This window comes from Halovivax cerinus, from assembly GCF_024498195.1.
Lineage (GTDB): Archaea > Halobacteriota > Halobacteria > Halobacteriales > Natrialbaceae > Halovivax > Halovivax cerinus.
In genome coordinates, this window is record NZ_CP101824.1 from 837,106 (window position 1) to 859,240 (window position 22,135).

The 22,135-nt window shown below is 65.5% G+C and carries 24 protein-coding genes; 8 read left to right on the plus strand and 16 right to left on the minus strand.

Annotation, left to right across the window (positions count from 1 at the left end; all coding sequences use genetic code 11):
• Window positions 1-16: 16 nt before the first annotated feature.
• Both NO366_RS03880 and NO366_RS03885 read right to left on the minus strand, forming a co-directional pair.
• Window positions 17-1,312 carry an HNH endonuclease gene (locus NO366_RS03880; RefSeq protein ID WP_256533007.1) on the minus strand — a complete coding sequence of 432 codons (1,296 nt, stop codon included), beginning with the start codon at window positions 1,310-1,312 and terminating at the stop codon, window positions 17-19.
• Window positions 1,313-1,526: 214 nt separating this feature from the next.
• Window positions 1,527-2,387 (minus strand): DUF6997 domain-containing protein, encoded by an 861-nt coding sequence (locus NO366_RS03885; RefSeq protein WP_256533008.1) that lies wholly within the window; start codon window positions 2,385-2,387, stop codon window positions 1,527-1,529.
• Window positions 2,388-2,567: 180 nt separating this feature from the next.
• Between NO366_RS03885 and NO366_RS03890 the strand changes: the two genes are divergently transcribed.
• The gene (locus tag NO366_RS03890; RefSeq protein ID WP_256533009.1) at window positions 2,568-3,728 is read left to right on the plus strand and encodes a Fic family protein; all 1,161 of its coding nucleotides are present in this window, start codon (window positions 2,568-2,570) and stop codon (window positions 3,726-3,728) included.
• 153 nt (window positions 3,729-3,881) lie between these two features.
• Here the strand turns inward: NO366_RS03890 and NO366_RS03895 are convergent, their stop codons facing one another.
• Window positions 3,882-4,040, minus strand: coding sequence for a hypothetical protein (locus tag NO366_RS03895; RefSeq protein ID WP_256533010.1), 159 nt, complete (start codon window positions 4,038-4,040; stop codon window positions 3,882-3,884).
• Between the two features lie 145 nt (window positions 4,041-4,185).
• Here NO366_RS03895 and NO366_RS03900 point away from each other — a divergent pair, with 145 nt between their 5' ends.
• Together NO366_RS03900 and NO366_RS03905 are read left to right on the plus strand one after the other, a co-directional pair.
• Window positions 4,186-4,419: a hypothetical protein gene (locus NO366_RS03900; protein ID WP_256533011.1), complete on the plus strand. Its 234-nt coding sequence runs from the start codon at window positions 4,186-4,188 to the stop codon at window positions 4,417-4,419.
• Window positions 4,420-4,498: 79 nt separating this feature from the next.
• A complete protein-coding gene (locus NO366_RS03905) occupies window positions 4,499-5,362 on the plus strand; it encodes a hypothetical protein (protein WP_256533012.1) in 864 nt (287 codons plus the stop codon).
• A gap of 440 nt (window positions 5,363-5,802) precedes the next feature.
• Here NO366_RS03905 and NO366_RS03910 read toward each other — a convergent pair whose 3' ends face one another.
• From NO366_RS03910 to NO366_RS03930, 6 genes are all read right to left on the minus strand, one after another.
• Complete coding sequence (locus NO366_RS03910; RefSeq protein WP_256533013.1) at window positions 5,803-5,988, minus strand: hypothetical protein; 186 nt, start codon at window positions 5,986-5,988, stop codon at window positions 5,803-5,805.
• The gene (locus NO366_RS03915; protein WP_256533014.1) at window positions 5,985-6,074 is read right to left on the minus strand and encodes a DUF433 domain-containing protein; all 90 of its coding nucleotides are present in this window, start codon (window positions 6,072-6,074) and stop codon (window positions 5,985-5,987) included. Before NO366_RS03915 ends, NO366_RS03910 begins: the two co-directional genes overlap by 4 nt.
• Window positions 6,075-6,134: 60 nt before the next feature.
• Entirely contained in the window at window positions 6,135-6,212 is a 78-nt protein-coding gene (locus NO366_RS18720; RefSeq protein ID WP_484496879.1) for a hypothetical protein, read from the minus strand.
• Entirely contained in the window at window positions 6,193-6,612 is a 420-nt protein-coding gene (locus NO366_RS03920) for a DUF7437 domain-containing protein (protein ID WP_256533015.1), read from the minus strand. Before NO366_RS03920 ends, NO366_RS18720 begins: the two co-directional genes overlap by 20 nt.
• Window positions 6,590-6,787, minus strand: coding sequence for a hypothetical protein (locus NO366_RS03925; RefSeq protein WP_256533016.1), 198 nt, complete (start codon window positions 6,785-6,787; stop codon window positions 6,590-6,592). Before NO366_RS03925 ends, NO366_RS03920 begins: the two co-directional genes overlap by 23 nt.
• A gap of 346 nt (window positions 6,788-7,133) precedes the next feature.
• Complete coding sequence (locus tag NO366_RS03930) at window positions 7,134-7,490, minus strand: DUF8165 family protein (RefSeq protein WP_256533017.1); 357 nt, start codon at window positions 7,488-7,490, stop codon at window positions 7,134-7,136.
• 118 nt (window positions 7,491-7,608) lie between these two features.
• Between NO366_RS03930 and NO366_RS03935 the strand changes: the two genes are divergently transcribed.
• On the plus strand, window positions 7,609-8,484 hold the full coding sequence (locus NO366_RS03935; RefSeq protein ID WP_256533018.1) for a CBS domain-containing protein: 876 nt from the start codon (window positions 7,609-7,611) through the stop codon (window positions 8,482-8,484).
• Window positions 8,485-8,872: 388 nt separating this feature from the next.
• Window positions 8,873-10,225, plus strand: coding sequence for an MFS transporter (locus tag NO366_RS03940; RefSeq protein ID WP_256533019.1), 1,353 nt, complete (start codon window positions 8,873-8,875; stop codon window positions 10,223-10,225).
• Between the two features lie 71 nt (window positions 10,226-10,296).
• Here NO366_RS03940 and arsN2 read toward each other — a convergent pair whose 3' ends face one another.
• On the minus strand, window positions 10,297-10,740 hold the full coding sequence (gene arsN2 / locus NO366_RS03945) for an arsenic resistance N-acetyltransferase ArsN2 (RefSeq protein ID WP_256533020.1): 444 nt from the start codon (window positions 10,738-10,740) through the stop codon (window positions 10,297-10,299).
• A 62-nt stretch (window positions 10,741-10,802) separates the two neighbouring features.
• Window positions 10,803-12,068, minus strand: coding sequence for a DUF418 domain-containing protein (locus NO366_RS03950; protein WP_256533021.1), 1,266 nt, complete (start codon window positions 12,066-12,068; stop codon window positions 10,803-10,805).
• A 230-nt stretch (window positions 12,069-12,298) separates the two neighbouring features.
• On the opposite strand from NO366_RS03950, the gene NO366_RS03955 reads away from it, so the two are divergent.
• On the plus strand, window positions 12,299-13,273 hold the full coding sequence (locus NO366_RS03955; protein WP_256533022.1) for a TIGR03557 family F420-dependent LLM class oxidoreductase: 975 nt from the start codon (window positions 12,299-12,301) through the stop codon (window positions 13,271-13,273).
• Window positions 13,274-13,428: 155 nt separating this feature from the next.
• On the plus strand, window positions 13,429-14,601 hold the full coding sequence (locus NO366_RS03960) for an enolase C-terminal domain-like protein (protein WP_256533023.1): 1,173 nt from the start codon (window positions 13,429-13,431) through the stop codon (window positions 14,599-14,601).
• A gap of 16 nt (window positions 14,602-14,617) precedes the next feature.
• Here the strand turns inward: NO366_RS03960 and NO366_RS03965 are convergent, their stop codons facing one another.
• On the minus strand, window positions 14,618-15,535 hold the full coding sequence (locus tag NO366_RS03965) for a fumarylacetoacetate hydrolase family protein (protein ID WP_256533024.1): 918 nt from the start codon (window positions 15,533-15,535) through the stop codon (window positions 14,618-14,620).
• Window positions 15,536-15,641: 106 nt separating this feature from the next.
• Here NO366_RS03965 and xacF point away from each other — a divergent pair, with 106 nt between their 5' ends.
• Window positions 15,642-17,093, plus strand: a complete 1,452-nt coding sequence (gene xacF, locus NO366_RS03970; RefSeq protein WP_256533025.1) for a 2,5-dioxovalerate dehydrogenase — start codon at window positions 15,642-15,644, stop codon at window positions 17,091-17,093.
• Between the two features lie 394 nt (window positions 17,094-17,487).
• On the opposite strand, the gene NO366_RS03975 is transcribed toward xacF, so the two are convergent.
• From NO366_RS03975 to NO366_RS03995, 4 genes are all read right to left on the minus strand, one after another.
• Window positions 17,488-17,895, minus strand: a complete 408-nt coding sequence (locus tag NO366_RS03975; protein ID WP_256533026.1) for a type II toxin-antitoxin system VapC family toxin — start codon at window positions 17,893-17,895, stop codon at window positions 17,488-17,490.
• Window positions 17,885-18,175 (minus strand): antitoxin VapB family protein, encoded by a 291-nt coding sequence (locus NO366_RS03980; RefSeq protein ID WP_256533027.1) that lies wholly within the window; start codon window positions 18,173-18,175, stop codon window positions 17,885-17,887. Before NO366_RS03980 ends, NO366_RS03975 begins: the two co-directional genes overlap by 11 nt.
• 119 nt (window positions 18,176-18,294) lie before the next feature.
• Window positions 18,295-21,063: a S8 family serine peptidase gene (locus NO366_RS18530; protein WP_305880595.1), complete on the minus strand. Its 2,769-nt coding sequence runs from the start codon at window positions 21,061-21,063 to the stop codon at window positions 18,295-18,297.
• A 272-nt stretch (window positions 21,064-21,335) separates the two neighbouring features.
• Window positions 21,336-21,992, minus strand: a complete 657-nt coding sequence (locus tag NO366_RS03995; RefSeq protein ID WP_256533028.1) for a helix-turn-helix domain-containing protein — start codon at window positions 21,990-21,992, stop codon at window positions 21,336-21,338.
• Window positions 21,993-22,135: the final 143 nt, after the last annotated feature.

Below are 22,135 nucleotides of genomic sequence, written 5' to 3' on the forward strand. Positions count from 1 at the left end.
CCGAGGTCAGGCCACATCAGGAATCGCGGTTCGCGACTCGCCGTTTCAATTTGCGGTTGAACGCGTCGCCGTCCCGGCCCTCGTGGACCCGGCGGTGGCAATTCGGACAGAGAGCGATGACGTTGTCCGGATCGTCCGGGCCGCCGTCGCTCCGTCGTGTGAGGTGGTGGACCTCCAGGTACGGATCGCCGCCCGCCGTCAAGAACGGCGCGTCCTCGTCGCAGCCCTGGCAGACGCCGTCGGCCCATCGGAGCGCGTACTCGCGGACGACGGCTGACCCTTGATAGGACCGGCTTTCACTCGTTGATCCGGACGAACTGCCGGTCGTGTGGGTCGGCGAACTCTCCGTTGCCTTCTCGTAGAGGTCGTCGAGCGAGAGCGATTGCGGCGTCCCATCCTCGAGTTCGACTTTGGTTCCGCCGGCCGGTGCCAGAGTGAATCGAATCGCGTCGCGATCGGTTCCGTGTTCGTCCGGAAGCGTGTCGATCACGTGCTTCTCGTACTCGTACTCGCCGAGATACGTGACGATCCACGGCATGTCCGTCGACTCGAAGAGGTGCAGAGAGTCGCCGTTCTCCCGGTGATGGCGGATCGCGGCGTTGCCGCCGTCCATCGTCATATCGCCCTCGACGCCCTCGCCGGTGTAGACGAATCGATCGTCGGGGAGGAACGTGTCCTCGTAGCCGTAGGCCGAGCCCGATTCGCCGGTGAAGAGCAAGACGAGATCCAGGTCGCTCGGCGTCGCGATGCCCTTGTACCGCTCGCCTTTCAACACGTCGTGGATGAACCAGCGGTTGTACGATTCGCCGACGTCGAACGTCCCGTCCTCGATCGGGAACGAATACGTTCCGTCGAATTTGGTCACGAGGCCGAGCGACCGCAACCAGCCGAGATGTCCCCCGACCACGCCCTCCGGGAGTTCGAAGTCGGGAAACGACTCCCGGAGCGCCGTCTGGATGGCCTCGACCGTTCGATTGCCGGCCTGAATCGCCCGGCAGAGGTCCCGAAATCCGTCGACGTTCGTCGCGAGACCTTCGTACAGCACGAGCGGTTCGTCCCGTTTCCAGACCGCCTCGCCCTTGGTGGTGGGTTCGTACCGACCGTCAGTCTCCTCGATCAGATCGATCGTTTCCAGGAACGCGATATTCCGCCGAATCAATTGCTGCGAGCCGGCGGGCGTATTCTGTAGAATCCACTCGGAGAGGTCCGCGTGAGATGGGTGATACTCTGAGACGTACTGCAGGGTCGACTGAAGGTACGAGATCCGGTGGTCGATCCCACCGAAGAATCGCTCGACCGTCATTCTCGGCATATGGTATTCACTGCCACCGAGTGAGTCTTAAATAATTTGGTAAAACCGAGGTCCTATAATGTTTTCCTAGATATATGGCCCACTTTATCTAATGTATGAAGGTGGCCGACCCAGTCTGGACAGGAGGGGACGAGAGCCGGGTAGCAGACTCCGTGATCGCCGTCGTGCGATCGTGTCGGCCAGTCCGACGTCACGAAATCCAGCGTCTCACCACTCATCCATCCAGTTCCAGCTCCACCACCCGCTCGCGCCGACGACACAATTCCTCGACCCCACCGATCCGTTCCCTGGGGTCCGGAAACGAGCACTCCGCAACCGAAAAGCGAACCCGCCCGTCGGCCCGCCGACACCGCAGGTACACCGGCACCAGCTCGATCTCCGGAGGAACCGACTCGGCGATCGCCAGCAGCGGGTACACCAGTTTGTGTTTCGCGAGCGACGACCGCCCGTCAGTCTTCGCCTCGATGACGAACAGCGCCAGGTCGCCGTCTCGGCGTTCGGCGAACAGCGTGTCGATCTCGACCTGCCCCCGTCGGTGCGTCACGGTCTCGGCCAGATCGCCCCGCGGCCGCACCTCGAACGAAAACGTCGACTGGCCGGTCGCCGGTGGGGCGAGCGCCCCGGTTCGATCGAGATCCAGGGCTTCCGAGAGGGCGCCGGACGCCAACCCTACATTCACGAGCGACGTCTCGGAGAAACTCGGCAACAGTTCGAAGCTCAACAGCCGATCGCGCTCGACCGACTCACCGTTCGGTCCCGCGGTCCCCGCCATCGACGTCGCCTCGACGTCACCGAAGAGCGCCTCGTCCTCCAGAAAGTACGCCTCGACCCCGTCGCGGGCCTCGACCAGCACGAAGCCCGTCCCGCGGCCGTCGGGCGCCGACCCCATCCGGAGGACCATCACGTCCGCGGCTCGCAACTCCGAATTCAGATCCTGAAGCGAATCCACGGAGATATGTCGCGGCGTCCGGCCCGCCTCGATCCCGTGGCGGTCGACGTACCCGCGAAACGACGTCGGACCGAAGACGGGCTCGTCGGACTCGCGAAGTTTCGTCAGTGCGGGCTCGAACACCATTCGATAGTCCGGTTTTCGAGAGTGGACGTGAAGCCACTGGCCGGATCAGAGACACTGACAGACGGATTCACCATAACTGTTTCCGCTACGAGTTATCTTAGCGTGCAGGGTACGCAGTTTTAGATAGCTAATCCGCAAATTCGTTATCTATAAACCCACAGAGGCGCGACTAAGATAACGATGCGACCGGAAGACTTTGCTGACGAGCCACCGGGCGACGTCGAGATGATCGACGGTATCTTCGCATTTAGCCCGGATCCACTGCCACCAGAACTCGAACCCACGCACGACCTCGGGACCGAGATTGGCGACGCGATGTACGCCCTGGGGCAACTCTCCGATCTGGATACGTGGCTCGATTCTCCAGAGGTCATCCTGAGCCCGCTGGTTCATCGCGAGGCCGTCGACTCCTCGAACATCGAAACGACGACGCGGTTGACGCTCTCCGACCTGTACCGTCGCGAAGCCGGCGAAGAGCCCGGCCGAACGGAGACGGAGCGCGCCGACATCACGGAGGCTCAAAACTACGTCGAAGCGATCACCGCCGGGATCCGAGCACTTCGTACTGGCGCCGACCTGGATCGAGAGCTGCTTTGCAGACTCCACGAAATCCTGCTGCAAGGCGCCCGCGGCGAAGCGAAGAATCCCGGGGAGTTGCGCGACGATCTCGTAGGCATCGACGAGCCGGGGACCCCACTCAGTGACGCGCGATTCGTTCCGGCGCCACCGGCGAGCGTTCCCTACGCGCTCCGTGGCCTCCTCCAGTACGTTCGATCCGGTCCGACGTACGCTCCGCTTGTCGATCTGGCGCTGATCCACTACCAGTTCGAGACGATCCACCCGTTTCAGGACGGAAACGGTCGACTCGGTCGCCTCCTGGTGATGCTGGTGCTCTACGAGTGGGACCTACTGCCCGGCCCGTACCTCTACCCATCGTCGTATTTCAACGTGAATCGAGATGCCTATCTCGACAGGCTCCTCGCAGTGAGTCGTGACGGTGCGTGGACGGAGTGGGTGGTCTTCTTCCTTCGGGCGATTTCCGAACAGGGACATGAAGCGTACACGGTCGCTCGGAAGCTGCTCGCACTCCGAGACCGATACTGGGATCAGTACCAGGGCCAAGGGACGGTCATCCGGGAAGTCCTCGATTTCGTCATCGAACACCCGTATCTCACCGAGCCCCAAGCGGTCGCGGCCCTCGATCGTTCACAGCCAGCGATCAACCAGGCAATCCATCGTCTGTGGGACGATGGAGTGCTGCGAGAGACGACTGGACAGCAGCGACACCGGCGATACGAAGCGCCTGCAGTCCTCGAAATCGTCGAACCGTACAATCCCTGATTCGGGCATCAGATGTTGGTCGGTCGGGAACCCCGAGTATCGCAACTCGGTCCATTTGTTCCACGAGTCCCGATTCGCTCCTACGCTGCTCGATAGCACCCAGGGCCGCCCCGGCGCTGAGACCATCCGAAGAACCATCACATTCGCCCGACACTACACCGAATCCGTACTCCAAATCGCGTCCACGGAGATGTACCACGGCGTCCGGCCCGCCTCGATCCCGTGCCGGTCGACGTACCCGCGAAACGACGTCGGACCGAAGACGGGCTCGTCGGACTCGCGTAAGTTGCTCAACGCGGGCTCGAACACCATTCGATAGTCCGATTTTCGAGAGTGGACGTGAAGCCACTGGGCGAGGTGGCCGTCTCGACGCAGCCGACGCGAACGTCACGTCGGTGGGTTGGTTCGCGTGCTACTGTCCGAGAAAGTACTACCGAGCGCCTCATACGTTGGGGCGATGACGGACGAGGCTGCCCGGATATACGAGCGTTCGCGGCGGAGCGAACGCAGTGCCGAGGAGGCGTGGGCCAGTCTCGAAGCACTCGCTTCGGACGTCGACTGGGACACGGCGTGGCTCGACGACCCCGGTGAATCGGCTGCCGAACGAACCGAACGGCGGCGCTACCCAGTATACACACCTGGCACGACACGGTGGACGGTTCAGCGGACCGAGAGCGGTAGCGGTGACTGACTGCCACGGTTTCGTCGGCAATTTTCGATCCAGAACGTATCAACAACAGCCATATTTACAGACGGATTTTGGATTAGCTATGGCCCTCCCCGATGGACCGCACTCCTATCGAGATTTCATCGATCCAGCTCGGCCAATGTACCGGTCAGATCACGACATCATCGACCAGCTTTCGGATGAAGGACACCATAGCCCCCGTAAACTTGCGAACCAGCGGTACCGTGAGAACGTCCTCCGCCTTCAGCTGCGCGACCTACGGTGCGCAGGAATCGTGAAAAATACGTCTCACGAAACGTATACCCTGACAGAACTGGGTGCCGACAGTCAGCGTGACAGAGTATCGCTTCCGTCTAGCGACGGTCTCTACGACATCGATGCAATCGCAACCGTCTCTCACCCGGCCCCGGACTGGCAGATAGACGACTGTACCAACCTGGATGGAGAAACGATCAAACAACTCAATTTAGACCTCGTGAAGAACTCAGCTGAGGAATACGGGTGGGTGAGGGAATCTCCGGAGGCAACCAAACGAAAGGTAGGCAACGTGGCTGAAACGGATTTGCACCGATTGATTCGCGAGTTTCCGACCAACGAGCCGCTGCCACAGCAATGCGCTCACTGGCTCAGAGCGATTGCTGGCCTTCACTTCTTCCCGGATGCCAACCACCGAACGGGAATGAGTTCACTAGCAGTGCTGTACGAGACGGCAACTGGAGACCGACTCCCCGTTGGACAACAGATAGAGCGCGTCGTTCTAGAGTCCAAGCTCGCCCGCCACCTTCTGAGTGACACCCGTTTCGACACGCTGTGGAAACGCGATCCCCTCTACGACATCTGGCACCGGTACTTCCAGTTCGTACTGTGTGACGACGGGTCCAGACGACACAGTCCCCCGGAACAGCACCTACGGGAGATCCTCAACTATGCCCGAGAGAGACGGTAGACGCTACTCTGACGTCGCGGGATGGTCCGAGTATTCCGCGCGTCCCATAGCACGATAGAATTCGGTATTCGACTCGCGGTGTTCGCGCGCGATGGCCAATCCTTCTTCCTTCATCACCGTCTCCTAGATTCCCTCGCTATAAATTTGTACTGGTGACTCCCGCCTAGATCCCGTTCTAGCCTCGAACGGTGAAGCCGCGCACTCGAAAGTGTGGCGTAACTCGAACAATGTGACCACAACTAGTGACCCCTCTCACGATACCCCCCTGGTCCGGGAGTGTCGATGATCGGAACAGTGCTCATGGTGACGCCCCCGTGTATGCGGGCCGTTTCCACAAGTTGTCACAATCGTAGAGGATTCGACTGCTACCGGCGATTAGTGTGTGTTCAATTCCGGCTCATCCCACAGGTATCGCTGTGAGATTTTTTGGACGTCGGTCGTCACTGGAGTTCTGTGGGTTTCAGTGAGGCCTCACGAAGGCCCTCGAAGGCGTCAGCGTTCGCACGCTCCACGCGTCGCATCTCGTCGGGATTTGCATACCAGTACGAGAGGGCCTCGTAGACCGCCGCGAGCGACAGGTCGAGCTGATCGGCGACGTACGCCGGCGAGTATCCGCCTTCGATCACGCGTCCGGCACGTGGCGGACGCCAACACGAGTGCCGTCGATTCGAGGGTCACAGCCCAGAACCGCGTCATCTCTCGTGATCGTCATACGAGGAGAGTGAACCTCCGCTCGTATAGACGTGCGGTCGCCGATGACCCGCACGGACGACTAGTCCGCTAGGAGAGGGTCTCGCGTTCGAACGAAGCGTTCGAACGCCCGGTACGTCTCAGTGGATGGCCCGCCCATCGCAACGACCACGTTCGCGTCGGGGAGCGCTACTGTGGCGCGGAATTCGTCTCTCCGGCGTGTCACGCTTCGGCCTCGAGTACGGATCGTACGAGGCGGCGTCCTCGAGGACGTCTCGGAATGCGCCGAACACGGTCAGCCCCTCAACCGAATGGACGCCGAGTTTGTTCGCGGCGGTACGCTCCGTCAGGTCGCTCGCCTCGATCCGCGTCGCGTAGTGGAGCGCGGCTGCAAATTTGGCGACGCCCTGCCTGTCGAGGAAGACGCGAATGTCCTCGTTCTCTCGTTGGCGACCGATCGCGTCGACGACCGCGGTGCCGTCCTCGACGGCGTATCGCTTCACCAGCGCGGAGGTGTCGAAGAACAGCATCGAGCGCCTAGACCCGTTCCGATCGGCCATCGTCGACGATCGACTCGAGGGAGTCGCCGCCGCTCGTTTCCTGTCTGACAGCCTTCAGATCGGCATCGCGGTCGTGATCGTCGATCACGGTTCGCATCCGCTCTCGAAGCGCCTCCGTGCGCGAGGTCCGGATCGCTCGCCGACCCAGATCTGCGACATCGTCTGCATCGCTCATACACCAGTGTTGGTCACCATACGTACGAACCTGTGGGTAACCGGTTGACACCTGAATCCGCTCTCGTCGGGTATCGAAGGGCCGTGTGTCGTGTGACGAACGCCTGTCTGCCGGACCGCCCAGGAGAACGAACGAGCACCGCTCCCGGGGAGGAAGGCGTTCGAACGACCGTAGAACGAGGTAGCGTTGAACAGACGCGAGTAGTGTTTCGAGGTCGATAGTTCCGTGCGCCTCGACGGCTCGCTGACTGTCCGACCGGGCGCCGAGAACGAAGCGGACAGCGACTCGGTCACGAGTGTCGGACGCGTCTGGGTTTCCCCGAACCCGTATCCCCGACAGGCAGAGTTCAGGCGCCCGTGAATTCGGCGAGCGAGTGATTCGCGCTGTCGCGGTTCCACTTACCGATCTGGACGAGTTCGAACCTGTCGGGACGAGCGTCGAGCGCAGCGGCGATCTGCGTCCGGACGCCGGTGGAGAGACTGTCGACGCGGATCGCAGTGAGCGTGTGCTGGGTGAGGAAGTAACTGGTTGCGAGGTTCGTCGGGGCGACGACGATGGCGTTCGATCCATCGACATCGTCGAGCGCGAGTTGGGCATCTCGGTCCTGGAGTACCGTCGCATCCAGTTCCTCGACGGGGAAGAGACAGCCAGCAGCACCGTACTCGATACTCGCCCCCGCCGACTCAAAATGCCCTTTGAACATAATCGAGTGAGAATATATGCTCCTTGGTCATTAACTTTGCGGTGGATAGGTGCCTCGATCCGCGCCTTTTCCCTGCACGGCCCGCAGTTTGACGAGTCTCGCCTCCCCACCAGCCGATATGCCCCGTACCCTCTACGACTGCACCGCGGCGGAACTCGCAACCCACTCTGTCAAACACCTTGATCACGACATGCACCCAAGCGACGTCGCCACGTGGCTCGAGGAGAACGGGTACGACGCCGCCCCCGTCTACGCTGACGATGGCCCAATCGGGTTCGTTCACAAAGACGACATCACGACCGACGACGAGAGTGATACTCTCGACGGCTCCCTCACCCCGTTGACCATCGACTACATGATCAGCGGCGACACCTCGTTCGCGGACGTCCTTTCCGCACTCATCGAGAAACCCATCTACTTCCTCGGCGGCCACAACCACGTCACCGGCATCCTCACCCGCGCCGATCTCAACACCGCCCCAGCGCGCATCTACCTGTTCGACCGCATCACCTACCTCGAAGAACACCTCCGCGAACGCATCCGCGAACGCATCCTCGATACGAAACCAGACTGGAAAACCACGCCCGTCACCGCAGACGAACTCGACGACATCGAAGACCGATACGAAGACGCACAAGCAGCCAACGTCGCCTTAGACGAACTCCACTACGCACAGTTCTCCACGCTCGAAACCATCGCCACCAACGTCGAAGCCTGCTGGCAAGCCTGCGGCTTCACCACGAAAGGCGGTGCAGCCTCCCGACTCCACGAGGTCACCGATCTCCGCAACGACGTGGCTCACGCCACCCTCCTCGTCGAGAACACGGACAGCAACGAGTTCCTCAGCAGTGGCCGCACGACGGAGGATCTCCACAACACCCTCGAAACCGTCCACGACGTCCTCTCGAACCTCCAGGATGCGGGGTACGATCCAGGAGCATCGAAAGCCGGGGACGCAGACGATCGAACAGACGCCGAGTCATCCGTACCGTGACTACCCACCGTGCATTTTGTTGCACACCGGACGTTCTCAACACGTGGCCCACAGGACCGTTCTCGTCTCGAGATCGCCGGTGACGTCCGTAGGGGGAGCTATCTGATTCCCCGAGGGGCGGGAGTGGCGATCCGAACACCATCCACCGATTCCGGCGAGGACTGCGAGGATACCGAGTAGACGGAACACCCACGCCACGGCGCCCTCGAGGCCGAGGTCCGCCAGTAGGTCGACGAGTTCGGGTGCGTCGTCCTCGTCCAGCGCGCGGGCGTAAAGAGCGGCCAAGCAGTGCCAGGGTCGTCCCGCCGATCGCGGAGAAGCGGAAAGGCGGGCCGAAGCAACGGCACTTACAAGCGAGCGTCGCCGAGTCACCGGTACGACTTCTCGTATGGACGTCCGAGGAACGCTGACGACGGAAGCGCGTGCGCTGTGGGCCGACGGGCGCGGCCCGTCGCTGGCGGTGATCGCGAGCACGTGGGGCCTGTTCGTCGGCGCCCGGATGATCCTCCCGGTGATCCTGTCGGACCTCCAGTCGGCCTACAATCTGAGCCTCTCGGTCGCCAGCCTCCTCGTCACGGTTCTCTGGCTGTTCGCCGCCATCGGCCAGCTGCCGGGCGGACTCCTCGCGGACCGGTTCAGCGAACGGGCCGTCATGGCGACGGGCGCGGCGCTCGTCGCCGTCGCGCTGGCGTTCGTCGTCACCGCCAGAACGCCGATCGTCCTCTTCGTCGCGGTCGCGGCCTGGGGACTCGGCCACTCGATGTACCCCATCGCCCGGATCACGCTCCTTTCGAAGCTCTACCCGGACCGACTGGGGAGCGCGCTGGGGGTGACGATGGCGACCGGCGACGTGGGGCAGACGCTCTTTCCACCCATCGCGGCCGCCCTCGCGGCCGCCGTCGCCTGGCAGGCCGGCCTGGGTTTCGTCGCACCCCTGTTACTCGTGGCGAGCGTCGCCCTCTTCGTCGCCGTCCCGGGCGCTGACGAAGCGGGCCACGATGGCGAGACGCGCGACGGCGATTCGACCGAAACGGACGGAACGAAGACCGGGGACGGGACGACTGCGGCGAGCGGCGACTGGACCGGTCCTGATAGCGCGGGAACGGGACCCGCCGGCGGCTCGGCTTCGGACGAGGGCACCGTCCGGGAGGTGCTGGCCGTGTTCGGGGCGCTTCGCGACCCCTCGCTCGGCTTTATGACCGTCATCCTCTTTCTGTACATCTTCATCTGGCAGTCGGTGACGGCACTGTACCCGACCTACCTGGAGACGGTGAAGGGGCTCTCTCCCGCGACGGCGAGCCTGCTGTTCGGCTTCTTCTTCGCGGTGGGCGTCGTCGTCAAACCCGTCGCTGGCGCGGCCTACGATCGGATCGGTATGCGCGGTTCGCTGGTGGCCGTCCTGACACCGCCGGCGATCGGGCTGGCGGTCCTGCCGTTCGTCGAGTCGCTCTGGTTGCTCGTCCCGACGACCGCGATGATCAGCACGATGCTCGGTTCCGGGGCCGTCACGCAGTCGTTCCTCGCGGACGCGTTCACGGAGTCACGCAAGGGGACCGGCCTCGGCGTGATCCGGACGACGACGGCGACCGTCGGCGCCGCCGGCCCGGTCGTCTTCGGCGTCCTCGGTGAGAACAACTTGTTCGACGAGGGGTACCTCCTCCTGGCTGCGACCATGGCCGCCGTCGTCGTCCTCACGCTGTGGATGCCGGAGACACCGGCGAGCAGCGGGGAAGGGGACTGAGACCGACAGCGACAGTCGCGTCACGCAGACAGCGATGTCCGCGTCACGATACGGTGACGGGTTGCATCACGCTACGGCGACCGCCGCATGCAGACAGCCGCCGCGGGACAGAGGTCGGCGAACTCCGGCGTCTCCCGGATCACCTCGGGAACCGAATCGCGGTCGACGGTTTCGTAGCCGCGATCCGCGAAGAACCCCTCGGCGGTCGTCGTGAGTAGATAGAGCGTCTCGACGCCGTCGGCCCGCGCGCGATCTTCCAGCGCGTCACAGATCGCCGCGCCGTACCCACTCCCGCGTCGAGATTCCTCGACGACGAGCGACCGGAGGAGTGCGTCGGCACCGTACGGTTCCAGCCCGCCGACGCCGACCCGTTCGTCGCCGTCGAACGCGAGGACGAAGCGCTCGGGAGTCGAACGCACGTCGGCCGTCGGGAGGTCGGTCTCGGAGAGGAGCGTCTCGACCCGCGAGATCGAAGACGCGTCCGCGCGCCGGAGCGTGACGTCGACGCCGCTCATTGGGAGCGACGTTGCGCCGAAGCGAGGAAAACGTTTCCCGCCGGCCACGCCAGCCGCGTCGCTCACTCGCTCGTCCGGGTCACCCGCAGCGGCTGCACCTCGCGGTAGGTCAGCGTCCGCCAGAGCCACTCCAGCGGCCCGAATCGGAAGTACCGGAGCCAGAGCACCGACAGCGGCACCTGAATCGCCCAGATACAGAGGACGACCCCCAGAAGTTCGACTCGCGACAGCCGGCCGAACAGGCCGAGGCCGTGACCGTAGAAGATCGACGTCGCGAGAACCGTCTGGAGGATGTAGTTGCTGAAGGCCGTCCGTCCGACGGCGGCGAGCGATCGCGTCACGGTGCCCGCCGGTCGCCAGCGGCTCCACAGCATCACGAGACCGATGTACGCCCCCGCGAGGGCGAAGCTGCCCCAGTAGTTGAACTGGCGCCAGAGGATGCCGGCGCGGTAGGTCCAGTCGGCCGATTCGATGAACGCGATACCGGCGAGGATCACGGCGAGACCGGCGATCCCGCCGCCGACGATCAGCCGGCGATACGTCCGGACGGAACGGTCGTTCGTCAGGAAGCCCCACTTGAACAGTGCCATGCCGAGCAGCATCGAACCGCTCACGCGGTAGACGGAGTAGCCCAGAAAGCCGATCGTCTGGCGGCGGATCGCCGTCGGGAGGCGATGGTCCATCTGTTCGAGCCAGCCACCCCGGTAGGCGTCTATCTCGGCCTGGAGTGCCGATTCGACCGGTCGCCACGCTGTGGACGTCGCGCCCGGGTCCATCGTCAGCCCGGCCAGCACCTCCGTGATCGAGGGGATCGCGAGCACGACGAGGCCGACCGTCGCCAGCGTCTTCGCCGGCAGATCCCGCAGCAGGACGACGAAGAAGCCACAGACGGCGTAGGCGACGAGGATGTCGCCGTACCACAGCAGGTAGGCGTGTGCCAGGCCGAAGACGAGGAGCCAACCCGTTCGCCAGTAGTGGAGTTCGAGCGTCGGCCGCCCGCCACGCTCGTCCGGGCGGGTGAACAACACGACGCTCGCGCCGAAGAGGAAAGTAAAGAGCGCGAGGAACTTCTGGCGGAAGAAGACGTCCGAGACGAACCAGGCCCACCAGTTCGCCCCCGAGAAGTCGCCGTAGGCGGTCGGATTCCCCAGCACCGCCTCCGGCATCGCGAACACCCAGATGTTGACCATCAGGATGCCGAGCAGGGCGAACCCGCGCAGCGCGTCGAGGCCGACGATCCGCTCCGAGGGCGGCGTGGGGCCGCTCGCGTCGCCTCCGGCGCTCGTCGCCCCCTCAGTGCTCTCGGCGGTCGACGTATCCGTACTCATCGTACCCCCGCTTTCGGGCTGTCGCCGCCCGGTGGGCGGCTACCGCCACCGATTCTGGCGGCGGCGGTGGGCACTCGTTCACGACGGTCCGTCCATCCGCGAGAGGCCATTATCTAGCGAGTGCGTCGCGGGGCCGGTACAAAAAGGAGGCGAAGCTATCCGTGGGCAGGAATAGTCGAGGCACGCATCCCTCCCGAACGTTTATTGGCCCGATCGCGGACACTGACGCTATGGATATCGGGTATTTCGCCGCCCACGAGCAGTACGATCCAACAACGCTGCTCAGTCACGTCGACCGTGCGGCGTCGGCGGGCTTCGATACGGTCTGGACGAGCGATCACGTCCACCCGTGGTGGCACACGGACGCGCACTGTGGCGCCGCCTGGCCGTGGATGGGGGCAGCGCTCGAACGCACGGACTCGATCCGGATCGGGACGGGCGTCACGCCGCCAATCGCTCGGCTTCACCCGGCGCTGATCGCACAGACCTTCGCGACGATGGGGGCGATGTACCCCGGACGCGTCCACCTGGCGATCGGGACGGGCGAGGCGATGAACGAGGTGCCCCTGGGCTACGACTGGCCGGCCTATCCCGAGCGCCGCGAGCGCCTGATCGACGCCTGCGAGATCGTCTCGCGGCTCTGGGACGGCGGCTTCACCACCTACGACGGTCACTACTGGGACGTCGATACGATGAACCTCTACACGCTCCCCGAGGAACGCGTCCCGCTGTACGTCGCCGGCAACGGCCCGAAGACGACCCGCGTGGCCGGCCGGTACGCCGACGGCTTCCTGACGCTTCGCGACGCCGACGTCTACCAGCGGGAACTCGAACCCGCGCTCGAAGCGGGCGCCGCGGAAGCCGACCGCGATCCGGACGAGATCACCCGCGTCCGCCAGCTGCTCGTCTCCTATCACCCCGACTACGACCGCGCGCTGAAGAGCACCGGCTTCTGGCGCGGCCCGCCCGCGATCGGCTTCGACGAAGACGTCTACGACCCGCGCGAGATCGAGGCGGCCGGCCGCGAAATCGCCCTCTCGGAGATGACCGACGAGTTCTTCGTCACCGACGAGCCCGCCGACATCCGGGAGAAACTCGCCACCCTCGCCGACGCGGGCTTCGACGAGGTCGAACTCCTCTCGTCGAGTCCCGACCAGGAGACCTTCGTCGAGGCGATGGAGGCCGAGGTTCTCGGGCAGGTTTGAGCGGGACGAGACGGTTCAGCCGCGCGTACTCGGTTTCGCCAGCACGCCTTCGGCGCTTCTACGGACCCGACGACTGATCCACCGGACGAAACTGGCCGGCCGCGTTCGGTGAGAACCCGGCCAATCCTTTTGTCGGCTCCCTCAGCAGTGGCGGTATGGCCCCGGAAATCTCCCGGATCGAGCTGATCGAGTTCGGGTACCCCCTCGCCAACGTCGGTACGGACGACAACGGTTTCAACCTGATCTACGAACCGGGTTCGACGCTCGAAAGTGAAACGCTCGCGATCCGGATCGAGACCGATGCGGACGTCACCGGCGAGTACGTCCTCGTCACCTCCACCGCGCCGGACCAGGTCGAGACGTGCGCCTCGTACCTCGTCGGGAAGAACCCGCTCGAACGCGAGCGCCACTGGAGCGAACTCAAACGCGGCCTGCGCAAGTACGATCGGATGGGGATCGGGCCGCTGGATATCGCCCTGTGGGATCTGGCGGGCAAGCGCTACGACGCGCCGATCCACGAGCTGCTCGGCACCTATCGCGAGCGCCTGCCCGCCTACGCGTCGACCTACCACGCCGACGATAATGGCGGCCTCGACTCACCCGCCGCGTACGCCGACTTCGCCGAAGCGTGCCTGGAGCTTGGCTACGGCGGCTTCAAGATCCACGGCTGGGGCGGCAGCGACGCACGACGGGATATCGACCGCGAGGTCGAGACCGTCCACGCCGTCGGCGAGCGCGTGGGCGACGAGATGGACCTCATGCACGATCCGGCCTGCGAGTACGAGACCTACGCCGACGCGCTCCAGGTCGGCCGGGCCTGCGACGAACAGCAGTACTACTGGTACGAAGATCCCTACCGCGACGGCGGCATCTCACAGCACGCCCACAACAAGTTACGCGAGGCGCTCGAAACGCCACTTCTCCTGACCGAACACGTCCGCGGGCTCGAACCGTTCGCCGACTTCCTCGCGAGCGGCGCGACGGACTTCGCCCGCGCGGATCCCGAGTACGACGGCGGGATCACCGGCGCGATGAAGCGCGCCCGGATCGCCGAGGGCTTCGGCCTCGACGTCGAGGTCCACGCGCCCGGGCCCGCCCACCGCCACAGCATCGCCGCCATGCGCAACGCGAACTACTACGAGATCGCGCTGGTCCACCCCGACTGTCCCAACACGCAGCCACCGGTTTACGAGGGGCCCTACTCCGACCAGCTCGACGCCGTCGACGCCGACGGCACCGTCCCGGTCCCCGACGGCCCGGGCCTCGGCGTCGCCTACGACTGGGACTACATCGACGAGCAGGCGATCGACCAGACGGTCTTCGAGTGAGAACGGGCCAGCTCACTCACACCGTACACACGGGGTTCTCGAGCGTCCCGATCCCCTCGATCGAAATCGAGACGACGTCTCCCTCCTGCAAGGTGAACTCGTCGTCGGGAACTAGCGAGGTGCCGGTCAGCAGGACGGTCGTCTCCGGCAGGGTGTTGTGAGTTTGGAGGTGCGAGACGAGTTCCTCGCAGGTCCGGACGAGTTCGCTCGTCGAGGTCGACTCGTCGTAGACGGTCTCGCCACCGCGGCGAATCGTCATCGAGAGGTCGAGGTCGTGTGGGTCCTCGATCCGCTCGGTGGAGGCGACGCACGGGCCAATCGCACAGGAGCGGTCGTACACTTTGGCCTGGGGCAAGTAGAGCGGGTTCTCGCCCTCGATGTCCCGACTACTGACATCGTTGCCGATGGTGTAGCCGACGATCTCGCCGCGGTGAAGCACGACCGCGAGCTCCGGCTCCGGCACGTTCCAGTCGGAATCTCCTCGGATACCGATCGGCTCGCCGGGGCCGACGGTCCGGCGGGCGGTCGACTTGAAGAAGAGTTCGGGCCGCTCGGCGTCGTAGACGTCGAGGTACAGCTGGGGCATGTCGCTCTCTTCTTCCCGGGCCTGTTCGCTGATCGCGTAGGTGACGCCGGCGGCCCACACCTCCGCCGCCTCGACGGGAACCAGCGCGTTCCCGTCCGCCGCGGCGGCTTCGGTCGGCTCCGCGGCTGGCGCCCCGTCATCGATCAGCTCCCGGTCGACGATCGGCGCCTCGTCGCGGAGTCGGCGAGCGATGTCGTCGACCGGCGTCCCCGTCAGGTCACTCGCGCGGGCGAGGTCGGTGAACCCGTCCAGTGAGGGCTTCGCCGCCGTCAGGTCGTACGCCGTGTCGCCGTCGACGGCGAGCAGCTGAGGCCCGCTCGCCCCCCACGCGCTCCGGTAGTATCGCATCTCGTAAAAGGCCGGTTTCAGCCGGGCGACCAAAGCCTTTCGGCGCCCTCACCGCTCGCGCAGACGACCGAAAGGCGTGTAATCGTCGGCGGTGACGTGCCATACGATGCCAACCACCGTCCAGAACTACGTCGACGGCGAGTGGGTCGACTCGGAAACCGGCGAGACGTTCGAGACCACGAATCCCGCGGCGCCGAACGAGGTCGTCGGGCGATTCCAGCGCTCGAGCGCGGCCGACGCGGATCGAGCGGTCGAGGCAGCGGCCGCCGCGACCGACGAGTGGGCGAACACGCCGGGGCCCAAGCGCGGCCGGATCCTCGAACGGACCGCGCGAGGGCTCCGCGAGCGGCGCGAGGAACTGACCGAGATGCTCGTTCGCGAGGAGGGCAAGGCCGAGCCGGAGGCCGGGGGGGAGGTCCAGCGGGCTATCGACATCTTCGGCTACTTCGCCGGGAAGGCCCGCGACGTAGGCGGCACCGTCAGCGGGTCGAGCGCGCCCGATCGCCGGCTCTACACGGTCGAGGAGCCGGTCGGCGTCGCGGCGCTGATCACGCCGTGGAACTACCCGATCGCGATCCCGGCCTGGAAGATCGCGCCGGCGCTGGCCGCGGGCGCGACCGCCGTCTTCAAGCCCGCGACGCTCGCGCCGGCCGTCTCCGCCGCCATCGTCGAGGAACTGGACGAGGCTGGCCTCCCCGACGGTGCGCTCAACTACGTCACGGGCCCCGGGAGCGTCGTGGGCGACGCGTTCGCCACGCACCCGGACGTCGACGCCGTCTCGTTCACCGGGAGCACGATGGTCGGCGAGAGCCTCCGCGAGGCGGCGGCGCCCGACGGCAAGCGGATCCAGCTCGAGATGGGCGGGAAGAACCCGGTCGTCGTGAGCGAGCACGCCGACCTCGAACGGGCCGTCGACGTCGTCGCGGGCGGCGCCTTCGGCGTCACCGGACAGGCCTGTACGGCCACGTCGCGGGCGATCGTCCACGAATCCCTCTACGACGAGTTCGTCGACCGGCTGGTCGAGCGGGCCGAATCGATCGAGGTCGGTCCCGGGCTGGAGGGCTACCGCATGGGCCCACAGGTCAGCGAGTCCGAACGCGACGGGACCCTCGACTACGTCGACGCCGGCCAGCGCGAGGGCGCGACCCTCGAAACCGGCGGCGGGGTGCCAGAGGGCGATCGATTCGCGGACGGCCACTTCGTCGAGCCGACCGTCTTCTCGGACGTCGATCCCGAGATGCGGATCGCCCAGGAGGAGATCTTCGGACCGGTAGTCGCCGCCATCCCGACGACGGGCTTCGACGACGCACTGGAGATCGCCAACGACGTCCGGTACGGTCTCTCTGCCGGGATCGTCACCGACGACCTCACGGAGGCCAATCGCTTCGTCGACGAGATCGAGGCCGGCGTCGTGAAGGTCAACGAGGGGACGACCGGCGTGGAACTCCACGTCCCCTTCGGCGGCATGAAAGCCTCTTCGAGCGAGACGTTCCGCGAACAGGGCGAGGCGGGACTGGACTTCTTCACCATCAGCAAGACCGCCTACGTGAACTACTAGCTCCGCCGTTCGGGACGGCCGAATAGCAACTTCGTCCGGAAATCGGGCGGATCCGCCCGCAGTTATTGGTCAATCCCGTACTTTCGACATTGCTCACTACTAAGAAAGTTGTTCCATATGTTGTATTTTCCTCAGTGCATACAACATGGATGGCGCGAGTTGAACACGAGCATTCGCGCGAACGAGCGGTCCGACGGACCCGGTAGTGAGCGCGATTCACCGGTCGAGCGGAGCGAGACCGGCCTTTTGGCATGAACGGGTTTTCGCCGAGTGGTGCGCGAAGCGCACCCGAGGCGAAAAGAGGTTCGTCTCAATCTTGCACAGGATTTTCGTCACGACGTGGCACTATCCGACCGTAGATGGGCCACTCTCGAGTCGGGATTCGAGACAGCACTCAGTACGATTCGACGGGAACGCCCAGCGTCTCGAAATCGTCGACGTTCTGTGTCACGACGGTCGCATCAAGTTCTGCCGCTGCGCCGGCGACGAGTGCGTCGATCGAAAGTGAGTTGATTCGATCGCGCTGGGTCGTTTCGTCGGCGTAGAGCGGTGCTTCGAGCGCCGCCGTCTCCCACGCGACCGACTCCGTGATCGGGACGGTCTGGATCCACTCGAACTGTCGTCGAATCTCCGCGGCGTCGAACTGATCGACGAGGTGTCGGCCGACGGCGATCTCTTTGAGATTCAAGGTCGTCGTCCAGAACGTCGTCTCTGCGGGCTGGGACTCGAGGTACGTCGCGACGTCGTCGTGACCACCCCAGTGATGGATCAGGAAGGTCGTATCCAGGAGCTTACGTGTCATCCGATCCCTCGGCCGAATCCGCCCCAACGTCTGCGAACGCCTCGATAGCGTCCCGTTGTCGCTCGGCGTATCCACCGCTCGAACGCTCTCGGACCGATTTCACTGCTGCTTCGAGGGCGGCTGCATCCTCGTCCTGAAGGCGGCCGAACGTTTCGCGCCAGTCGGTCCGTGATTCGTCCATCAATCGGTCGAGCAGGTCAGTGAAGCTCTCGTCTTCACGCTTTCGAGCCCGCAAGCGCTCGTAGACGTCCTCCTGCACCCCGATCGTCTTCGTCCCCATATGTTGTGTTTGTGTTTGTGTACACAAGAATTTGTTGCCGAACCAGCCCGGGTTCCGAGTCGGAAACCGTCGCGTCGGCTCCGAAATCCGATCCGAAGGCTACCAGACTAATCGCCCGATCACTCGTCCGCTGGCAGCCCGGGACTCGAACGCCCACTCCCTGGCGCGCGCTGGCCGGGCGGCGAGACGTAGAACGTCGGCGACTCCCAGGTGTCCCAGTGGGCGGGATTCTCGGGGTCGCCGAGGGTGCGGAGCGCCTCGAGGGTCAGGGTGTACCGGCCCTTCGGGACGGGGCGACGACCGTCGCTCTCGCCGGCTTGCGTCCGACCGTCCCAGGCGTACTCGTAGTAGGTCTCGGGGTCGGGACTCCGTGGTGCGTAGGTCTGTTCGAGGACGGTGAACGACTGGCCGGTGCGTTCGTGCTCGGCCGTGATCCGCAGTTCCTGCGGGTAGTGACCGAAGAAGGCCTCGACGACGGCGACGGTCGCGGCGTCGTCGACGGCCTCGCCTTCGTCGACCGACCGCTGCAGGCGCGGTTCCATCGCGACGAAGTCGTCGGCCGCGGCGTAGTAGCCGAAGAGCGGGAGGTCCTGGTAGTTGCCCTCGTAGCCGCTGTAGGGGACCCGGAGCGTGTCGTGGGCCTCGTCGGTCGGGGTGAACGTGACGTAGCCGCCGTACTGGTGGTTCGGGAGCCCGTACGCCGGCGCCGAGATCGTCAGGTCGACCGAGGCCGACTCGCCGGCGGGTACCGTCACGGTCTCCGGCCCCGATACGCTGCTGTCTGGCAGGTAGAACCCGGGCGAGAAGGAGTTGCCGGCGGTGCCGACGGTCCCCGCGTGGCCGAGTTCGTAGGTGACGTCGGTCTCGCCGTCGTTGGTGAGCGTCACCGTCGCGTCGGCACCGGTGCCATCGCCCAGCGAGAGCTGGCCCGGGGTGGCGCGCTGATCCGCCGTGATCGTCTCGTCGATCTGAATCATGCCCGCACCCTGCCGGAAGGAGTGATCGAGGTAGCCGGCGTCGGGGGCGAGCGACCACGGCTGGGGTTCGGCCACGTTCTGCAGGCGATCGCGGACGTCGATGGGGTCGAGGTCGGGTTCGGCCTCGAGCGCCAACGCGACGCTGCCCGCCACGTGTGGCGCAGCCATCGACGTCCCCGAGAGCATGCCGTAGCCGCCGAATTCGAGCGGGTAGGTCGACGTGATCAGCCCGCCCGGCGCGGTGACGCTCGGCCCGAAGGCGAGTTCGACGTCCTGGCCGTACGAGGAGAACGACGAGAGCAGGCCGCCGTTGGGGTTCGGGACGGTGACCGTCTCGTCGGTGAAATCGAGGGTGACCGTCTCGCCCGATTCGAGCAGGTCGACCAGCGCCGCTCCGCCGGTGTCGCTGATTCCGGCGCCCCAGACGCCCTCGACGCCGGCGTCCTGAATCGTCCCGCTGAACAGCCCGGCGACGTTGTTGAAGATGACGACGCCCGTCGCACCCGCAGCGACGGCGTTCTCGTACTTCTGGGCGAACGCGCAGTGCCCGCGCTGGATCAGGGCGACGTGGCCCTCGGGGAAGTCGGCGAAGTCGGCCGGATCACAGCCGAAGTAGCCAGCTTCACCGCCGATCTCGCTCTGGGCCGGCAGCGCCAGTGGCGCCGACTCGCCCTCGGTCGGCGGGAGCTCGGACCCGGAGAGTTCGAGGTACGGGACCGGTTCGTCGAGCCCGGGAACCCCGAAGGCGGTGGCCGTCAGGTGGGTGTTCTCGGCGCTCGCGACGCTGATCACGTCGTGGGCGTTCGCCGGCGCGCTCAGGCTCCAGGCACCCAGATCCGCCTCGTTCCCGGCGGAGTTGACGACCACGACGCCCTGCGAGACGAGTTCGTTGCTCGCCGCCGTCGTCGGGTACGCCTGGCCCCACTGCAGGCTCGCGCCGAGCGACATGTTGATGACGTCCATCCCGTCAGCGTAGGCGTCCTCCATCGCGGCGACGATGATCTCGGCGGTGCTAGAGCCCGTGTCGAAGATCTTGTACGCGCCGAGGGTCGCGTCCGGCGCGACGCCCGTCACGCCGTCCTCGTCGGCCGCGTCGGCGCCCACGATGCCGCTGACGTGCGTGCCGTGACCCTGCGGGTCCATCGGGTCGGGGTCCGGGTTCGGCTCGTCCGCCTCCGGATCGCCCGCGTCGTAGCCCGCGCCGACGTAGTCCCAGCCGTGACTGATCCGTGGGTGAACGTCGCCTGCGGGGCCGGTGAGCGTCCGGTCGGCCTCGCTCTCGGCGGTGTAGGCGGCCGACTGGTCACCGCTCCCGCCCAGGTCGGGGTGGTTGTAGTCGATACCGGTGTCGATCACCGCGACCGAGCGACCGTCGCCCGTGAGGCCGAGTTCTGACTGGGCGGCGTCGGCGCCGGTCATCGACAGGGCGGTCTCTAACATTGGCGAGGTGTCCACGGGTTCCGGGCGGTCGACGATCGCGACCGGGTACACCGCGGCGACGCTGTCGAGCGCGCTCATCGCCACCGCGTCGCCGAACTCGGCGCTGACCGAGAGGCCGTTCCACAGGCGGGTGAAGTCGCGGCGCTCGGTGACGCCGAGGCCCTCGGCTCGCACGTCGGCGCGGAACCGGGCCCGTTCGTCCGCCTGGGCGGCCGATTCCCCGCCCCGTACTCGCGGGTCGGTCTCGAACGCGACGAACCAGCGGTCGCGTGCCCACCGATCGGACGCCCCCTCGCGGCCGTCCCACGGCGGTTCCCGATCCGGGTCGATCGGGTCGGGGGTCCGTGCGTCCCGTCCAGTTCCCGAGACGGTTCCGAACACCGCCCCGAGGCCCGCGACGCTCGCGAGTTTCATGGCAGATCTGCGGTCGAGGCGATACGCGCTGTCGTCTTCGTCTGTGTTCCGTGTCATGGCTCTCAACCTGGGGGATCACGGCGACCGGCACCGTCGGCGGGACAGGGGTCAGTCGTGTCCGAGATCCGTAGTGCCAATCTGGCGTGATAGTCATTTATACCCATACACTATTATAAGAAGCTATGGTAATTTTTCCATGAAATGATAGCTTTCGGGGTGGCTGGAGTGGCCGGATGCGCCGCACGACGACTGACCCGTCGAGCAGATACCGGTCGACGGACTGATCGACGGCGTCCGAGCGTGTGGAGGACCCGGAAAACGGAACCGGGTCACTCGCCGAACAGGCCGTGTACGAGTCTCGATTCCGCCTTCCGGAGGTGCGCGGACGCGGTCGAGGTCGCACAGCCGAGCGCGTCCGCGACGTCGGCGCAGGTCGCCTCACGAGGGCTGTCGTAGTACCCGACTTCGATCGCACGCTGGACGGCCTCGCGTTGGCGGTCGGTGAGTCGCCGGACGACGTCCCCCGCCGCGTACCGATCGCCGCCGACCGCCTCGATTTCGACGCGAGCGCCGGCCGGCACCGCCTCGACGGCTGCCTGGATGTCGGCGTCCCGGCCCACGGCCGTGAACGTGTAGCTGCCGTCGGCGTTCCACTCGGCCGGTGGAATGGTCATCACGCTGCCCCGGGCGAACGGTTCCCACAGCGCTCGCGCGTCGGCCGTCCCGACGCCGGCGACGAAGCAGTACGCTTCGGCATCGCCGATCGGGACGAACGTGCAGTCCGCGACCGCGGCGTCGGCTTCGAGGGCGTCCGCCAGTCGATCGAGGTCCCCGCGAACGCGCAGGAGGAAGGCAGCGTCGGGCGGCCCGACGTTCCAGTTGACGACCTCGACGTCGACGAACGGCTCCCGGTCGCCGGTGACGTCCTCGAACGCGGCGGGCAGGTCGAGGTCACCCGGGTGCACGGTGAGGCGGACGCGTTTCATGCGAGGCGATGCGCAGCGATGCGACAAGATCGTTGGGACCGGCCGTCGAAGCCACGGCGACCACCGCTCTTAAACTCCCCAGAAATGTGCGGGAGTGGCGATTACTGGCTACGCCCCCGACAGCAACCGAGATGCACGGATGG

What these genes read in the sequence shown, in the direction of transcription:
- NO366_RS03890 (WP_256533009.1), top strand. Translation starts at nt 2,568, where the DNA reads ATGCGACCGGAAGACTTTGCTGACGAGCCACCGGGCGACGTCGAGATG.
- NO366_RS03885 (WP_256533008.1), bottom strand. Translation starts at nt 2,387, where the DNA reads ATGGTGTTCGAGCCCGCACTGACGAAACTTCGCGAGTCCGACGAGCCC.
- NO366_RS03930 (WP_256533017.1), bottom strand. Translation starts at nt 7,490, where the DNA reads ATGTTCAAAGGGCATTTTGAGTCGGCGGGGGCGAGTATCGAGTACGGT.
- NO366_RS18720 (WP_484496879.1), bottom strand. Translation starts at nt 6,212, where the DNA reads ATGGGCGGGCCATCCACTGAGACGTACCGGGCGTTCGAACGCTTCGTT.
- xacF (WP_256533025.1), top strand. Translation starts at nt 15,642, where the DNA reads ATGCCAACCACCGTCCAGAACTACGTCGACGGCGAGTGGGTCGACTCG.
- NO366_RS03880 (WP_256533007.1), bottom strand. Translation starts at nt 1,312, where the DNA reads ATGCCGAGAATGACGGTCGAGCGATTCTTCGGTGGGATCGACCACCGG.
- NO366_RS03975 (WP_256533026.1), bottom strand. Translation starts at nt 17,895, where the DNA reads ATGACACGTAAGCTCCTGGATACGACCTTCCTGATCCATCACTGGGGT.
- NO366_RS03995 (WP_256533028.1), bottom strand. Translation starts at nt 21,992, where the DNA reads ATGAAACGCGTCCGCCTCACCGTGCACCCGGGTGACCTCGACCTGCCC.
- NO366_RS03905 (WP_256533012.1), top strand. Translation starts at nt 4,499, where the DNA reads ATGGCCCTCCCCGATGGACCGCACTCCTATCGAGATTTCATCGATCCA.
- arsN2 (WP_256533020.1), bottom strand. Translation starts at nt 10,740, where the DNA reads ATGAGCGGCGTCGACGTCACGCTCCGGCGCGCGGACGCGTCTTCGATC.
- NO366_RS18530 (WP_305880595.1), bottom strand. Translation starts at nt 21,063, where the DNA reads ATGACACGGAACACAGACGAAGACGACAGCGCGTATCGCCTCGACCGC.
- NO366_RS03900 (WP_256533011.1), top strand. Translation starts at nt 4,186, where the DNA reads ATGACGGACGAGGCTGCCCGGATATACGAGCGTTCGCGGCGGAGCGAA.
- NO366_RS03925 (WP_256533016.1), bottom strand. Translation starts at nt 6,787, where the DNA reads ATGAGCGATGCAGACGATGTCGCAGATCTGGGTCGGCGAGCGATCCGG.
- NO366_RS03955 (WP_256533022.1), top strand. Translation starts at nt 12,299, where the DNA reads ATGGATATCGGGTATTTCGCCGCCCACGAGCAGTACGATCCAACAACG.
- NO366_RS03960 (WP_256533023.1), top strand. Translation starts at nt 13,429, where the DNA reads ATGGCCCCGGAAATCTCCCGGATCGAGCTGATCGAGTTCGGGTACCCC.
- NO366_RS03980 (WP_256533027.1), bottom strand. Translation starts at nt 18,175, where the DNA reads ATGGGGACGAAGACGATCGGGGTGCAGGAGGACGTCTACGAGCGCTTG.
- NO366_RS03935 (WP_256533018.1), top strand. Translation starts at nt 7,609, where the DNA reads ATGCCCCGTACCCTCTACGACTGCACCGCGGCGGAACTCGCAACCCAC.
- NO366_RS03965 (WP_256533024.1), bottom strand. Translation starts at nt 15,535, where the DNA reads ATGCGATACTACCGGAGCGCGTGGGGGGCGAGCGGGCCTCAGCTGCTC.
- NO366_RS03920 (WP_256533015.1), bottom strand. Translation starts at nt 6,612, where the DNA reads ATGGCCGATCGGAACGGGTCTAGGCGCTCGATGCTGTTCTTCGACACC.
- NO366_RS03950 (WP_256533021.1), bottom strand. Translation starts at nt 12,068, where the DNA reads ATGAGTACGGATACGTCGACCGCCGAGAGCACTGAGGGGGCGACGAGC.
- NO366_RS03940 (WP_256533019.1), top strand. Translation starts at nt 8,873, where the DNA reads ATGGACGTCCGAGGAACGCTGACGACGGAAGCGCGTGCGCTGTGGGCC.
- NO366_RS03915 (WP_256533014.1), bottom strand. Translation starts at nt 6,074, where the DNA reads ATGACGATCACGAGAGATGACGCGGTTCTGGGCTGTGACCCTCGAATC.
- NO366_RS03895 (WP_256533010.1), bottom strand. Translation starts at nt 4,040, where the DNA reads ATGGTGTTCGAGCCCGCGTTGAGCAACTTACGCGAGTCCGACGAGCCC.